Origin of the sequence: Mesorhizobium sp. WSM4976 (genome assembly GCF_029625685.1) — a bacterium.
Lineage (GTDB): Bacteria > Pseudomonadota > Alphaproteobacteria > Rhizobiales > Rhizobiaceae > Mesorhizobium.
Genome location: NZ_JARTVT010000019.1, coordinates 138,754 through 153,197, shown reverse-complemented (window position 1 = coordinate 153,197; position 14,444 = coordinate 138,754). Strand labels below are relative to the sequence as shown.

Annotated in this window: 15 protein-coding genes, 1 tRNA gene and 1 pseudogene; 8 read left to right on the top strand and 9 right to left on the bottom strand. The window is 63.3% G+C overall.

Annotation, left to right across the window (positions count from 1 at the left end; genetic code table 11):
* Nucleotides 1-353: 353 nt before the first annotated feature.
* Complete coding sequence (locus P9272_RS23200; protein ID WP_278162317.1) at nucleotides 354-602, top strand: hypothetical protein; 249 nt, start codon at nucleotides 354-356, stop codon at nucleotides 600-602.
* Here P9272_RS23200 and P9272_RS23195 read toward each other — a convergent pair.
* On the bottom strand, nucleotides 537-1,040 hold the full coding sequence (locus P9272_RS23195) for a hypothetical protein (RefSeq protein WP_278162325.1): 504 nt from the start codon (nucleotides 1,038-1,040) through the stop codon (nucleotides 537-539). The two genes, P9272_RS23200 and P9272_RS23195, sit on opposite strands and share 66 nt — an antisense overlap.
* A gap of 126 nt (nucleotides 1,041-1,166) precedes the next feature.
* Between P9272_RS23195 and P9272_RS23190 the strand changes: the two are divergent.
* Nucleotides 1,167-1,607 (top strand): annotated as a pseudogene (locus P9272_RS23190) (tyrosine-type recombinase/integrase); the annotation flags it as partial.
* Nucleotides 1,608-1,798: 191 nt separating this feature from the next.
* Here P9272_RS23190 and P9272_RS23185 read toward each other — a convergent pair.
* A tRNA-Ile gene (locus P9272_RS23185) sits at nucleotides 1,799-1,874 on the bottom strand.
* A 223-nt stretch (nucleotides 1,875-2,097) separates the two neighbouring features.
* Here P9272_RS23185 and P9272_RS23180 point away from each other — a divergent pair.
* Nucleotides 2,098-2,808: an SIMPL domain-containing protein gene (locus P9272_RS23180; protein WP_128258284.1), complete on the top strand. Its 711-nt coding sequence runs from the start codon at nucleotides 2,098-2,100 to the stop codon at nucleotides 2,806-2,808.
* Between the two features lie 176 nt (nucleotides 2,809-2,984).
* Here the strand turns inward: P9272_RS23180 and P9272_RS23175 are convergent, their stop codons facing one another.
* Entirely contained in the window at nucleotides 2,985-3,341 is a 357-nt protein-coding gene (locus tag P9272_RS23175) for a hypothetical protein (RefSeq protein WP_128258285.1), read from the bottom strand.
* A gap of 289 nt (nucleotides 3,342-3,630) precedes the next feature.
* Nucleotides 3,631-4,077, bottom strand: a complete 447-nt coding sequence (locus P9272_RS23170) for a YcgN family cysteine cluster protein (RefSeq protein ID WP_128258286.1) — start codon at nucleotides 4,075-4,077, stop codon at nucleotides 3,631-3,633.
* Nucleotides 4,078-4,160: 83 nt separating this feature from the next.
* Between P9272_RS23170 and P9272_RS23165 the strand changes: the two genes are divergently transcribed.
* Nucleotides 4,161-6,671 carry an OmpA family protein gene (locus tag P9272_RS23165; RefSeq protein WP_347404062.1) on the top strand — a complete coding sequence of 837 codons (2,511 nt, stop codon included), beginning with the start codon at nucleotides 4,161-4,163 and terminating at the stop codon, nucleotides 6,669-6,671.
* A 293-nt stretch (nucleotides 6,672-6,964) separates the two neighbouring features.
* Entirely contained in the window at nucleotides 6,965-7,483 is a 519-nt protein-coding gene (locus P9272_RS23160) for a TIGR00645 family protein (protein WP_128258287.1), read from the top strand.
* A 14-nt stretch (nucleotides 7,484-7,497) separates the two neighbouring features.
* Here the strand turns inward: P9272_RS23160 and P9272_RS23155 are convergent, their stop codons facing one another.
* The 3 genes from P9272_RS23155 to P9272_RS23145 form a co-directional block, all read right to left on the bottom strand.
* A complete protein-coding gene (locus P9272_RS23155; RefSeq protein WP_128258288.1) occupies nucleotides 7,498-8,364 on the bottom strand; it encodes an NAD(P)-dependent oxidoreductase in 867 nt (288 codons plus the stop codon).
* Between the two features lie 93 nt (nucleotides 8,365-8,457).
* Nucleotides 8,458-9,102 carry a helix-turn-helix transcriptional regulator gene (locus tag P9272_RS23150; protein ID WP_278162316.1) on the bottom strand — a complete coding sequence of 215 codons (645 nt, stop codon included), beginning with the start codon at nucleotides 9,100-9,102 and terminating at the stop codon, nucleotides 8,458-8,460.
* Between the two features lie 8 nt (nucleotides 9,103-9,110).
* Nucleotides 9,111-9,986, bottom strand: a complete 876-nt coding sequence (locus P9272_RS23145; RefSeq protein ID WP_278162315.1) for a S1C family serine protease — start codon at nucleotides 9,984-9,986, stop codon at nucleotides 9,111-9,113.
* A 160-nt stretch (nucleotides 9,987-10,146) separates the two neighbouring features.
* On the opposite strand from P9272_RS23145, the gene P9272_RS23140 reads away from it, so the two are divergent.
* The gene (locus tag P9272_RS23140) at nucleotides 10,147-11,091 is read left to right on the top strand and encodes a trypsin-like peptidase domain-containing protein (RefSeq protein WP_128258291.1); all 945 of its coding nucleotides are present in this window, start codon (nucleotides 10,147-10,149) and stop codon (nucleotides 11,089-11,091) included.
* Nucleotides 11,092-11,202: 111 nt separating this feature from the next.
* Complete coding sequence (locus tag P9272_RS23135; RefSeq protein ID WP_278162314.1) at nucleotides 11,203-12,162, top strand: endonuclease/exonuclease/phosphatase family protein; 960 nt, start codon at nucleotides 11,203-11,205, stop codon at nucleotides 12,160-12,162.
* A gap of 171 nt (nucleotides 12,163-12,333) precedes the next feature.
* Here the strand turns inward: P9272_RS23135 and P9272_RS23130 are convergent, their stop codons facing one another.
* Entirely contained in the window at nucleotides 12,334-12,759 is a 426-nt protein-coding gene (locus P9272_RS23130; protein ID WP_128258293.1) for a VOC family protein, read from the bottom strand.
* Between the two features lie 65 nt (nucleotides 12,760-12,824).
* Here P9272_RS23130 and P9272_RS23125 point away from each other — a divergent pair, with 65 nt between their 5' ends.
* Nucleotides 12,825-13,451 (top strand): TetR/AcrR family transcriptional regulator, encoded by a 627-nt coding sequence (locus tag P9272_RS23125; protein ID WP_278162313.1) that lies wholly within the window; start codon nucleotides 12,825-12,827, stop codon nucleotides 13,449-13,451.
* Here P9272_RS23125 and P9272_RS23120 read toward each other — a convergent pair.
* A complete protein-coding gene (locus P9272_RS23120; RefSeq protein WP_278162312.1) occupies nucleotides 13,393-14,340 on the bottom strand; it encodes a LysR family transcriptional regulator in 948 nt (315 codons plus the stop codon). The two genes, P9272_RS23125 and P9272_RS23120, sit on opposite strands and share 59 nt — an antisense overlap.
* Nucleotides 14,341-14,444: the final 104 nt, after the last annotated feature.

Sequence of the window (14,444 nt, the reverse complement as noted above, 5' to 3'; positions counted from 1 at the left end):
CTTCCTTCTTTGCATTCCCACTCTCCAGTTCCGTCAAACACCTTATCTCGGTGTCCACGAAACCGGCAGCAGGCCAGTTTGCCAATCGAGACCGTGGACCAACAATCACCATCCGAGCGATCTCAAGCGACATTCACGCTCTATGCAGAGCGTCGCCGATAGCAGAAGAGTGCTTGTTCGATAGTGGGTCTAGGGATGTAACGGTCTCCCGACTCGAACCCCTGAAGTCAGACAACCATCCTATTTATACGCCGTGACCGCAATCCACCGCAGGACTTGATCGGCGCCCTTCCGGCGGAGATTGATACAATCTAGACCCTGATCTTGAACGGAAGGATGCCGGCAGCAAGATCATGAAAAGCGAGTCTTTCTCCTATCCCCCTCGAGGTCTCTCACGTGAAGAAGCCGCCCGATATGTTGGCGTGGGCATAACCAAATTCGACCAGATGGTTGCTGACCGCCGCATGCCGAAGCCGAAGAAAGTTGACGGTCGCGTGATTTGGGATCGGCTCAAACTCGAAGCGGCCTTTGGCGAACTACCTGGAGACGATGAAGACAATATCGTCGACTTCCTGTTGCAAGGGAATCATCGCAGGGAATAGATTCATTCCGCCATGACCGACAAATATCCTGGCCTTTCCTCCTACACCGATCGCCACGGCAAACGTCGCTGGCGCTATCGGACGAAGGAGCGTGTTGTCAGTCTGCCGGCGCCAAACCAACCCGGTTTCAAGGATGCCTACCAAGCAGCGGTCGAAGGCCGGAAAGTCCCCAAGGCTCCGGTCGTCCGCATGCCTGGAGCCGCCCTGCCCGGCACGTTCGGAGCGGCATTTCAACGGTTGAAGATCTCGGTCAAGTGGCTGGCGCTTGACGAAGCCAGCAAGCGCAAGAACACGCGTCTGATCGAAGAGTTTCTGGACCTGCGAGTGGTCCCTGATCACCCGCTCATCTGGCGGGATGTAGCGGTTAAGAACCTTAGACGCATCCATGTTGAAGAGCTTCTTGGCCGCTTCATCGCCACGCCCCACAAGGCCAAACACTTATTGGTCGGTATACGCAAGCTAGTCTATGTCGCGCTAAGGCAAGACTGGATCGAAATCGATCCCACAGCGGCGGTCGAGTGGCGGCCCGCCTATGCCGGCTGGAAAGCGTGGCCGCGCGAGGCGATGGCGCAGTTCGAAAACCGTTGGCAGCTGGGCACGGCGGCACGCACCTGTTACGGCTTGGCGCTTTGGCTCGGCAACCGCCGCGGCGACGTCGCGGGCCTGCGCTGGGACCAGAGGGTCACCCGCCGAGTCTTCATCGACGGTGTCGAGCGTCACTTCGACGGGTTTGATATCGTTCAGGCCAAAAATAAGGGACGAACGGGCGGCAAGCGGCTTTTCGTGCCGATCACACCGATGCTGTCTGAGATCCTGGATGCGGCCGACAGACGTGGCGAGACCGTCCTGGTTAACGGCTATGGGGAGCCGTTCTCCGCCAAGTCGCTGACTGGAATGATGGCGCATTGGTGCAAGCTTGCCGGCTTGCCGAAAGGCTTAACCCTGCATGGGCTGAGAAAGTCGCTTGGCGTTTATCTGGCGGAAGCAGAGGCCTCAACCAGGCAGCTCATGGATGTGCTCGGCCACGACGACATCGATCATGCCGAGCTCTATTCGCGCGAGGCCTCGCAGGTTCGGCTAGCGGTCCAAGGGATGGATCGAGTCGTGCGTCTCGTGACTCGCAAGCCGATGCTTGGCGAACCTATTGGCGAACCTCGTGGCGAACCACCCTATAAAGCATTGATAAATAACGATAATGGTGGGCCCGGAGGGACTCGAACCCCCAACCAAGCGGTTATGAGCCGCCGGCTCTAACCATTGAGCTACAGGCCCCACGCGCGCTGGCTTAGTGTTTTTCTTATCGTCGCACAAGGCTTTCGAAAGCGATGGCGCAGACCGCCAAAATCAGCCCATATTCGCTGCGTAGAGCGGCTTGCGCCCATAAGGTGCGTGAACAGGTCCCGGCCCATGCGCCGCATTGCAGGGAATCGATGCCTTTTGCCGGGTCGATGCAAGCGCGGCACGGGCTGCGGACCCCAGACATCGAGGAGTTTTCATGACCAGACATCTTTTGCCTATCGCACTCGCTGCCGCGGTCGCGTTCCCGGCGCTGGCAAGCGCCGCTGACACACAGCCCCCACCCCGCATCGTCGTATCTGGCGAAGGCGAAGCGACCGTGGCGCCGGACATGGCGATCCTTTCGCTGAGCGTCATGCGCGAGGCCAAGAGCGCCCGCGAAGCGCTCGACGCCAACAACGACGCCATGGCCGCGGTGATCGCGGCGATGAAATCCGCCGGCATTGCCGAGCGCGATCTGCAGACGGCCGGGATACAGATCAACCCGCGCTACAACTACACCAACAAGGCCGACGGCAGCCAGGAGGCCGAACTCGTCGCCTATCAGGTGACCAACACGCTGTCGGTGCGCGTACGCGACGTGGACAAGACCGGCGAGATCCTCGACAAGGCGGTTTCGCTCGGCGTCAACCAGGGTGGCGGCATCGCCTTCACCAATGACGATCCTAAGGCAACGATCACCGAGGCGCGCAAGAAGGCCGTCGCCGACGCGATGGCCAAGGCAAAGACGCTCGCCGAAGCGGCAGGCGTCAGCCTGGGCAAGGTGCTCGAGATCACCGACCAGAATATTGCGCCGGTGCCGATGCCGATGGCTGCCAAATCATTCGATGCGGCCCGTTCGGCCGTGCCGGTCCAGGCCGGCGAGAATTCCTACAACGTCCAGGTCACGGTCACCTTCGAGCTGAAGTGACGATCGGCCGGCGCACCGCAGGCGTCGCGACCGACATGCAAAAAGCTCCGGAGGATCGTTTCCTCCGGGGCTTTTTTCGAGCCGCGCCTCACCTCGAGAGGCTCCAATACTTAAGATTGATCTTCGCAGAAGATCATATCCCAAAGGCGATCCTCGCGAGCATCGTCGTCTCAGCCTCAGCGATAGATGATCGGGCAGCCGCGCTCGTTGGCGAACACAACCACGACACGGTCGCCATACTGGCGGCCGACCACCTTGACGGTGCGGCGGCTCATGTCGACGATGCGGGCGCGGTGCAGGCCCATGCGCTCGGCCTTGTCGAGGGCGCGCTCCGGCGAGCAGCCGCGCCAGTCGCGGTCACGGCGCCAGTCGCGGCGGTAGTAGCCGTCATCGTCGCCCGAATATACGCCGAAGCGCGGATCCTGGTTATTGCCGAAACCGAGATAGAGGCTGTCCGCATGTGCCGGAATCGCGGCAAGCGTGCCGAGCCCGACAAGCGCCGAAAGGGCAACCGTCTTGATCATGTTGAACATCGTCTTCTCTCCTTGCTGTCGGCTTTCGTCCATGGAACCGATGATTGGACAATGCCTTCTTGTGTCTGAATTTTCCGCGAACCATCCATTCATGTCCGGTTCATCTAAGCGCGAAGCCGCCGGGGTTCGTCGCTTGTACTCAAAAACGCCCCCCACGGGCTCTAAGCCCGAACGCGCAAGGTTCGTTGCTCGTGGCCAAAAACGCTAATCCCTAGACGCGAACACATAGGGTTCGACGTTGCTCGTCAAAAGCGCGCGCTCAGGGTTCGTCATCAAGGTACGACCCGGGTTACGGTTCGTCGTCCAGTATATAGTCAAAGTAGTCGTCCGGCTCGGCCAGATCGGTCTCCTTGGCTTTCACCCGACCCTGGATCGAAATGCCGGCTTCATGCACGGTCGTGTCGCTCCCCGAAACAAGCCTGTGCCACCAGTAGAGGTCATGGCCCTCGGCGATCAGCCGGTAGGCACAGGTCTTTGGCAGCCAGGTGATGGTACGCACATTCCGCGGCGTCAGCCCGACACAGTCGGGCACGCGCGTCAGGCGGTTTGCATAGTCGGAGCAGCGGCAGCTTTCGGCGTCGAACAGCCGGCAGCCAACGCTTGTCCAGAAGATCTCGCCCGTATCCTCGTCCTCGAGCTTCGACAGGCAACATTTGCCGCAGCCGTCGCAAAGTGATTCCCACTCGGCCGGGGTCATCGCCTCAAGCGTCTTGGTTTTCCAGAATGGTGCGGTCATTTCGGTGGATTTGGCCCTCCGCGACCTTCCGGTCAAGCACTGCTGTCACACAGACTCACTATCAACATTGGAAAAACACGAAATTGCCCTCAAAAGGCCGGCCGGGCATCCTTGGCTGGCGCCAATGCCTGACGGAACCAATTCCGGTCGATAAAAGTTTGGGCAGGGATGGGACCCCACTAGGAGAAATTGATATGAAACGCCAACCACGGATTCTGGCGGGCACGGCAATCGGCCTGCTTATGGCATCCGCGCCGTTGGGCGCGTACCCGCTGCAGGGGGGTGTCGCTTCGGGCAGCCTGCATGGCGCGCCGCTCGTCCTCGCTCAGGCGGCTTGCGCAGAAGGCCAATCGGCGGAGCAATGCGCCCAGGGCGGAGCGGAACAGCCGAAGAAGAACAAGCGCCAGCAGCAGCAAAGCGAATCGGCGCCGGCAGCCGAACAAGCCGCGCCTGCCGAGAGCGATCAGAAGCCGCGCAAGAAGCGGCAAGAACAGCAGCAGATGGATAATGGCCAATCCGGTGAAGCCGCCCCGGCCGAGCAGCAATTCAAGCCGCGAAAGAAACGCGACCAGCAGCAAATGGAAGCCGCACCTGCGGATCAAGGCGCCCAGCCTGCGACCAATGAACAGCAATTGAAGCCTCGCAAGAAGCGCGACCAGCAGCAGCAGATCGAGGCCGCGCCAGCAGATCAAGGTGGGCAGCCCGCGACCAACGATCAGCAGCCGCGCAAGAAGCGCAACTCGCAAGTGGCGCCGGCTGAACAGCCTGCCGATCAACTGGCTCCTTCGACTGATAATCAGCAGCAGCAGGGCAACCAGTTGCGCAAGAAGCCCAAGCAGCAAACGGAGGGCGCCACCACCGAGCAGCCCGCTGGCCAGGCTGCGCCCGCCGACCAGGCTGCACCTGCCAACGACAATCAGCAAGGCGGCAACCAACTCAGGAAGAAGCACAAGCAGAACCAGCAGAGCGAAACCACCCCGGCCGAGCAGACGCAGACCAACGAGCCGGCCAAAAAGCCGTCGCCGACAGGGGAGCCGGTGCCGCAGGCCAAGCCGCTGCAGAATGGCGAGCAGCCGGCTCAGAGCGAGCAGACCCAGGACCAGAAGAAACGCGGCAAGAAGCCGGTGGGCGAGCAGCCTGCTACCGGGCAGCAACCGGCGACGGGCGAGCAGCCGGCAACAGGCACTCAGCAGCCAACCACGGGTGAGCAAACCCTAGGTAGGAAGCAGCTCGGCAAGAAGCCGTTAACCGAACAGCCAACGACTGGAGAGCAGCCGGCGACAGGCCAACAGCCTGCTACAGGTGAACAGCCCGCCAACGGCAACCAGCCGGCCAACAACAACCAGCCCGCCAATGGCGGCAAGGCCGCGCAGGGCGAAACCGCCAATCCGAATGAGGCGCCCGTCCTCGACAGCCAGAAAGATGCCGTGCGCAAGCACCGAGTCCGCAACGACAACGCCCAGAACGGCGGTGCCCAGACCGGTGGCGCTCAAACTGGAAATGCCCAGACCGGCAATGGTCAGACCGCCAATCAGACTGGACAGCAGCAAGGCGGCGAGCAGGCCCAGAGGCCGGCTCCGATCGATCAGGGTCCCCCGCCCACCGACGACAAGACCGCGCAGCAGGCGATCAGGCCCGAGAAGATTGTTCCCGTCGATCAAGAGAAGGGCAAACGGATCGACCTTACGCCAGAGCAGGTGGTGCGTGAGCGTCGCCGGCCGCAGGGCGCGGACGTCGTCAAGCAGTTTGGCGACCGCGTCATCCTCCAGTTCAACAATCAGACATTCGTGGAAAGCAACGAGGCGCCTCGCATCACCCGCGGCGCCCGGGACGTCTACTATGAGGATCTTTCGGGCGGCCGCACCCGCGAAACGGTCGAACGAAGCAACGGCATCCGCGTCGTCACCATCCGCAACCGCTATGGCGATGTCATCCAGCGTTCGCGCATCATGCCGGACGGCCGAGAATATATCCTGAGCTATGTCGACGAGCAGCAATACCAGGGCGACGGCGACTGGCGTGATCCCGGCGATGACCTGCCGCCGATGCGGCTGACCATCCCGCAGCGGGACTACATCCTGAACTCCGAGGATGTCGAAAGCGACGACGACTATTACACCTTCCTCGAGCAGCCGCCGGTGGAAAGGGTGCAGCGTCTCTACTCGATCGACGAGGTGAAGCGGTCGGCCCGCGTGCGCGACATCGCCCGCCGCATCGATCTCGACACGCTGAACTTCGACTTCGGCTCGGCGACGATTTCCGACACCGAGGTACAGAAGCTCGATGGCGTCGCCAGCGCCATGGAAAAACTGCTGAAGAAAAATCCGGCCGAGACCTTCCTGATCGAAGGCCACACCGACGCCGTCGGCACGCCGGAGGCAAATCTTGCCCTCTCGGATCGCCGTGCAGAAGCCGTTGCCGAGGCGCTCACGAATGCCTTTGGCATCCCTGCCGAGAACCTCACCACGCAGGGCTACGGCGAGGAATATCTCAAGGTGAACACGCCCGGTCCGAACCGCGAGAACCGCCGGGTCGCCATCCGCCGCATCACCTCGCTGGTGGCGCCGGTGGCGAGCAACAGTGACCAGCAATGAGCGTTGGATTTCAAGATCCTGATCGGATTTTTGGATTCAGAGCTTGAGATGAAGGCCCGTCCGCATCGGACGGGCCTTTTCCTTCCCTGGCTCAAGAAGATTTATCCTGTCGACTGGGGCTAACTCATTGAATTGCCGCATTGCGACACCCAAATTCCCTGCAGGGCGTTCCCTGCCCTGTCCCGACTCCAGCGGGACACACTGAGCCCCGCCGGTCCCCTCTCCGGCGGGGTTTTTGTCTTGAAAGCCGGCCCTGTCTGGCCGAACTTATCGCAATCCGACCGGAACCCTTCATGAAGCATCTCGAACTCGCCATCGAATCCGTCATCCTGGCCTCGCGCTGGCTGCTGGTCGTCTTCTATCTCGGCCTCGGCGTCGCGCTGGCGATCTATGCGCTCTCCTTTTGCAAGAAGCTCTACGAGTTCGTGACGAGCGTCTTCACGCTCGGGGACACGGATACGATCCTTAAGATGCTCGGCCTGATCGACGCTGCGCTTGTCGCCTCACTGGTGGTGATGGTGATAATCTCGGGCTACGAGAATTTCGTCAGCCGCTTCGACGATCAGGATGGCGAGGTCCATTGGCTGGGCACGATCGATGTCGGCTCGCTGAAGGTCAAGGTCGCGTCGACCATCGTCGCGATCTCGTCCATCCATCTGCTACAGATCTTCCTCAACCACGCTTCCTACACGGCGGAGCAACTGATGTGGCTGACCATCATGCACCTGGCCTTCGTGCTTTCAGCGCTAATGCTGGCCTATATCGACCGGGTCATGGCGTTGGCGAAAGGCAAGAAGGCCGCGGCGGACTAAGGCCGCCGGCGCCTTCAGTAGATTCTTCTGACTTTCGTCTGCGAGTTCGCAAACACCTCGTCGGGAACAAAGAAGTCGCCCGCGAGTTGATCGGCCCCGCCCGGTGAGTAGACCGAAAAATCCGTCACGCCTTCGGCGCGCAGCACCTCTTCGTCGATGTAGAAATTGCCAGTCGCCTGGCGCGACGGGCGCATGAAGATCGCATGTGCCGCATCGGCCATGATGTCGGGCGAGCGACTCATCGAAGCCACCGTGGCTCCGCCCAGAAGATTGCGCACCGCGGCCGTATCGATCGTCGAGATCGGCCACAGCGAGTTCACCGCGATGCCATTCTTGGCGAACTCGGCGCTCATGCCAAGCGTGCACATCGACATGCCAAACTTCGCCATCGTGTAGGCGACGTGGTTCTTGAACCATTTGGCCTTCATGTCGAGCGGCGGCGCCAGATTCAGGATGTGAGGGTTCTTGGCCAACTTCAGGTGCGGAATGCACATCTTGGAGACCAGGAAGGTACCGCGCGTGTTGATCTGATGCATCAGATCGTAGCGCTTCATGTCGGTCTCCAGCGTGCCGGTGAGTTGGATGGCGCTGGCATTGTTGACGCAGATGTCGATGCCGCCGAATGTTTCGACCGTCTTGGCCACCGCCTCGGCGACCTGCGCTTCGTCGCGGATGTCGCAAATCACCGGCAGTGCCTTGCCGCCGGCCCGCTCGATTTCTTGCGCTGCGGTGTAGATGGTACCGGGCAGCTTCGGATGCGGCTCGGCGGTCTTGGCCGCGATCGTCACATTGGCGCCGTCGCGCGCCGCGCGCAGCGCGATCGCCAGCCCGATGCCGCGCGATCCGCCCGAAATGAACAGCGTCTTTTCGCTCAGCGACATCCTTCGCCTCCCTCTTTAATAAGGGAGGCAACTTGCGCGGCAGACAGCTGTGGCGCAAGGGGTAAGACGGATTACGCAGCGTCGCCGGATGGCCTATACCAGAACCAGCCCCTGCCGCATCGCGATCGCGATCGCATCGGTGCGGTTGGCGGCGCCGAGCTTGATCAGGATTGCAGCGACATGGAACTTCGCCGTGTGCACGGAAATGTTGAGCCGCCGGGCGATCACTTTGTTCGGGGCGCCTTCGGCCAGCAACGCCAGCACCTCCGCCTCGCGCGGCGACAAGGCCGGACGCGCCTGATTGTCCTCCGGCACGTCTTCTTCCGCGAGCCCGTCATGGAAATCGCCATGCGCGACCTCCGACGGCCCGGCCCTGTCGATGCGATAACCGGAAGCTGCGAGCCGCGCTGCCGCGGCGATCAACAGGCCGTCTGCCGATGGCGGCAGCACTGCGACCACGTTGCCGGGAAAGCGTTCGTGCCCACCGCGGCGGGACAGCAGGACAACAGGCATCGCCGAGCCGACGGCCCGGCTTTCCAAGGCCGCATCGTCGGTCACCGCGACATCCGCCGGCTGGCCGGTGCTGCTTCCGGCCAGCGTCGGCAGCAGATCGTCACTGGCGGCAAGCGCATCGGCAAGCTGCTCGGCGAGCTGGACATCGCCGAGCGCCACCAGCACCGTCAGCCGGTGGGCTGACGGTTCCGGTCGTGCGATCACTTGCGCCGCGCTGCTCGCCATCGATCCTCTCAGCTCAGCGGCTTCTCGCCGATGGTGATCGAGACGTCGCGTTGCGTGCCGCCGCTCGAGATACCAAGGGTCACGGTGGTGCCCGCGCTGTCCGGCCCGAGCTTGCGGATCAACTCGCGCGGGCCATGCACGGCCTCGCCGTTCCAGGAGACGACGATGTCGCCGACATGCAGGCCGGCGGCCTTGGCCGGACCGGTGTCGTCGAGGCTCATCACCATGGCGCCTTTCGTGTCGCCATTGCGGATCGGGTGCAGCCCGGCGCCGAGATAGCCGCGCGCCACGTGGCCCTTCTCGCGCAGCGTGGCAACCGCGCGCTCGATCGTCTCGTAAGGCATGACCAGCGCCCGCCGGCGGGGGCCGAACAACAGCATGCCGATCAGGCCGCCCTTGGCGTCGAGCACCGGCCCGCCCTCGAAACGCCCGCCGGTGTTGATGGCGAGGTTGATGCGTCGGTCGATCGTGCCGCCACGCATCGAGCGCCAAGCCGGCCCGACCTCGCCGACCGTGCCGAACACGGCAAGCGCGTCGCCATCGCTGTTGCCGACGGCAATCGCAAGATTGCCGGGGCGCACGGTGCCGGCCTGAGCGAGTTGCGGCAAACCGGCAGCGCCAGAAGCCGGCTTCAGCAGGGCAACGCCCGTCGACGGATCGCGGCCGGCAAGCTCTGCCTTCACGGTTTCGCCGGACGCCAGCGTCAATTCGATCTCCTCGCCGGCTTCGACCGCTTCCTCGGCGGTGACGAAGTAGCCGTCGCGCCAGTGAAAGGCGCTCGCGGTCCGATGATGGTGCGTAACGAAACTCGCCAGCGCGGGGGCAGCGGTTGCCGCGACATCGGCGATCGCGTCGGAAAAGGCACTGAGGTTGAAGTCGCTCATAAGACTGTCTCCTGGGTTCGGTGACCCAGATATCGCTCGCTAGCGCAGCCGCGGGTACTCGCCTGACGGCTAGTCACCGGCCCGACTGGCCATCTGGTCAGGTCGCGGCGCCCTTGGCCGCTCCGCACATATAGTCATCATTCTATGAGGGAACACGCTCATGGCTTTCGCAGCCGAAAAACTTCCATCCGATGACGCTTTACTCGATGCTTACTCGGCATCCGTTTCCGAGGCCGTCGACCGCATCGGTCCGGCCGTCTGCCGCATCGAGCGCATCGGCGCCGGCGGTCACGGTTCCGGCTTCGTGATCGCGCAGGACGGGCTGGTCGTCACCAATTTCCATGTCGTCGGCGATGCGCGCGCCGTGCGCGTGACCATGCCGGATGGCGCCTCGCGCGAGGGCCACGTGCTTGGCCGCGATCCCGACACCGACATCGCGCTGGTTCGCGCCGACGGCAGCTTCGCCGATGTCGCGCCGCTCGGCGATTCCAAACGCCTGCGCCGCGGCCAGATCGCGATCGCCATCGGCAATCCGCTCGGTTTCGAATGGACCGTCACTGCCGGCGTCGTCTCGGCGCTCGGTCGCTCGATGCGTGCCTCGACCGGCCGGCTGATCGACGACGTCATCCAGACGGACGCCGCGCTCAATCCCGGCAATTCCGGCGGCCCGCTGGTGTCGTCGGCGGGCGAAGTGATCGGCGTCAACACCGCCATGATCCATGGCGCTCAGGGCATCGCCTTCGCGGTCGCGTCCAACACCGCCAATTTCGTCATTTCGGAGATCATCCGCTTCGGCCGCGTGCGTCGCGCCTTCATTGGCGTTTCCGCCGACACCACCAACCTGCCGCGCCGAGCCGCGCTCTTGTCGCAGGTGACCACGAACACGGCGGTGCGCCTGCGCGGCGTCGAGAAGAACAGCCCCGCCGCCAAGGCCGGCCTGAAGGAAGGCGACATCATCGCGGCGATCGACGGCCGGCCGGTGACCGGCGTCGACGACCTCGTGCGCGTGCTCGATGCCGAGCGTATCGGCCGCGAGACGCTCTGCACGGTGGTGCGCCGCACTGGCGTCAGCCAGGTGACGGTGACGCCGGTGGCAAGGGGCTGAGCACACAAGGGCCGACGGACGGAATCCGGCGACGGCACGGATCATGTCATCGGCTTGCCATCTGGCGAGCTTATGGGAGAACTCTCAACAGAACTCCCAGAGGAAATCGACATGAACGCAAAAGTACTGGCGGTCGCGCTTGGCGTCTTGGCGGCGGCGAGCGGCAATGCACCGGCCGCCGACACGTCGCTAACGATGATGGCGTTCAACATCTGGGGCGGTGGCGGCAATGCCGGCAAGCCGGTCGATGAAACCGTGGCCGCAATCAGGGCGGCGGGCGCTGACATCGTCGCCATTTCGGAGACGCGGCTGGAGGGTGATCCCTGCACGGCGGATGTCTGTACGCCGCGCGGTGAATCCGTCGCACCGAAAATCGCCGCCGCCCTTGGCTTCCATTACTACGACCAGACCATGGCCAACCCGGCGATCTGGGCCAATGCCGTCATTTCGCGTTATCCGATCGTCAAGCCGACAGCGGACGATCTCGGCGTCGCCATCGATGTCAAGGGGCGAAGCGTCTATGTGTTTTGTGTCAACCTGGACGACGCGCCCTACCAGCCCTACCAGCTTCTTAACATCGAATATGGCGCTGCCCCTTTCCTCAAGACAGCGGACGAAGCCATCAAGTCGGCCGAGTCGACCCGCGGCAAGGCCTTCAATGCACTGATCGCCGATGCTGATGCCGCAACCAATGCCGACGCGGTCTTCATCGCCGGCGACTTCAACGAGCCTTCGCACCGCGACTGGACGCCGGGCACGGTCAAGGCCGGCTTCCAGCCACTGGCCGTCGCGTGGCCAGGCACCACCAAGCTGGAGAAAGCGGGCTTTGTCGACCTTTTCCGCGCTGCCTATCCCGATGAGGTTGCCAAGCCCGGCATCACCTGGACGCCGACCACCGAGGCCAGCAATCCGGAAGACCATCACGATCGCATCGACTTCATCTTCGCCCGTGCCAAGGCGCTGAAGGTTCACAGCGCCGGCGTCGTGGGCGAGAAGACCCCTGAAGCCGACATCGTCGTTTCACCATGGCCGTCGGACCACCGTGCGGTGGTAGCCAAAGTGTCATTTTGACGCGGGAAAAGTCAGCTGAAATAATGAGATAGAGCTGCGCGTTGATTCTGTTTGATCACGCGCCGTGCAAGAATTCATGAAGGCAGCGATCCCGGCAGCGCCGTCATGGAGCTGCGGGATGGGACGGCCAAGCGGCCGTCCAGGCCCCTCTCTACCGGCAGGATCTGTCGTTCAGACCCCCGCCGTGCCCTCCGCGTACTGCGCCAGGAATTCCTCGCTCGGCGGGATCGGCTTGATGACATCGATCAGCACGCCATTGGGATCCCTGGTGATGAAATGGCGCTGGCCGAACGGTTCGTCGCGCAAGCTGCGAAGGATCGGCAGGCCGGAGGCGACGACGCGATCATAAACGGCGTCGGGATCGCGGACCTCGAAATTGATCAAAAGGCCTGACGTGCGTCCCCGCCCCTCCTCCGGGATCGTCTCATGGTCGCCCTGGACGATGCCGAGATTGACGCGCCTGTCCTCGCTCGAGCGCAGGTGCACATACCAGTCGCTCGCAAACAGCGCCTCGAAGCGGAAATGCTCAACGTAAAAATCCGCCGTGCCCGCGATGTCCCCAGTCATCAGCACCGGATAATAGCTGGTCGTCTTCATCTTTCCTTCTCCTCTCATCCAACATACAGTCTGTATGTAAATGCGATAACATACAGGCTGCATGTATGCAACAAGAGTCCGGACGTCGCTCCAACCGCGACCGCACCGAGGCGACACGCGCCGATCTGGTCCGCGCGGCGCGGAAGCTGTTCACGGAAAAATCCTATGCCGAGACCGGCACGCCGGAGATCGTCGCCGAGGCCGGTGTCACGCGCGGCGCGCTCTACCACCACTTCGCCGACAAGCAGGCGCTGTTCGCGGCGGTCGTCGAGCAGGAGGCAGCGGCCGTGGCGGCCGAGATCGATCAGGCCTCGCCGCCCTCGCTGTCGGCGCGTGACGCGTTGATCGCCGGCTCGGACGCCTATCTCGAGGCAATGCGGGCGCCCGGCCGCACGCGGCTCCTGCTGCTCGACGGGCCGGCCGTGCTCGGCCGCGCCGCCATGGACGAGATCGACAACCGCCACGGCAACCGCTCGCTGCGCGAAGGCTTGGTCGCCGCGATGCGGGCGCAGGCGCTGACCAGATTGCCGGCCGAGGCGCTGACCGCCCTGCTGGCTGCCGCCTTCGACCGGGCGGCTCTGGCCATCGAGGCCGGCGCGCCCGCCGAGGACTATCGGGCGGTGCTGATCGCGCTCATGGGCGGTTTGTCTCCGGCCCCTCCTCGATCCACACGCCCGGCTCCATCTCGTTGAAGCAGCCAAGCTGGCGCTTGAATTCGTCGATCAGCCAGGTCGCCGCCGGCTTGGGACTGCGATCGTTGCGGTGCATGGCATAGAGCGGGGAGCGAACCTCGCGATAGGGCTCCAGATCGAGCTCGACCAGCCTGCCGTTGGCGAGGTCGTCGGCAATCAGCCAGCGCGGCAGGCCGCCCCAGCCGAGGCCTTCGCGCATCAAGGCATGCTTGGTGCGCACATCGGTCAGCCGACAGGTCCGATAGGCAAACACGCCATAGTCGCGCCCGCGCGTCCGCTCCGACTGGTCGGAGACGACGAGTTGGATATGCTCCCGCAGGTCCTCGACAGCCACCGGCTTCGGCAGTTTGGCCAATGGGTGGTCTGGCGCCGCCGCAGGCACCATCGAGGTGAAGCCGATGCGCAGCAGGTTGACGTCGGCATCGCCTTGCAGGCCGCCGAAGCCGAGATCCGCCTGGCCGTTGACGACCTGGTCGACGATCAGGCCGAGCGAGCCGATATAAAGTCGGAGCATGACCGCCGGGAATTGCGCCTCGAAAGCCCTGAGCACGCGCACCAGCGCCGGCGAAGGCAGCGCCACGTCGACCGATATCGCAACTTCCGCTTCCAGCCCTTGCCGGTAGCCGTCGGCGCGCGAGCGAATGCGCTGCAGCACGCCGATCATGCGCCGCGCATCCTCCAGCATCGCCTTGCCGACATCGGTCAGTTGCGGCTCGCGCACCCCTTCGCGCTCGAACAGCTTCAGGCCGAGCTGCGCTTCGAGATTGGCGATGCCGTAGCTCACGACCGACTGCGCCCGGTTGAGCTTGCGCCCCGCTGCCGAGAAGCTGCCGGTATCGGCCACAGCCACCAGGATTTGCAGTTGATCCAGGGTCGGGTTCGGCTGCATGGCTACGCCATCCATTTTGTTGATGGATTGTATATATATTATACCAGTTATCCTGATGGAGCAGCAATCCCCATATTGGCGTGGAAAGTTTCAATCCAACCCCA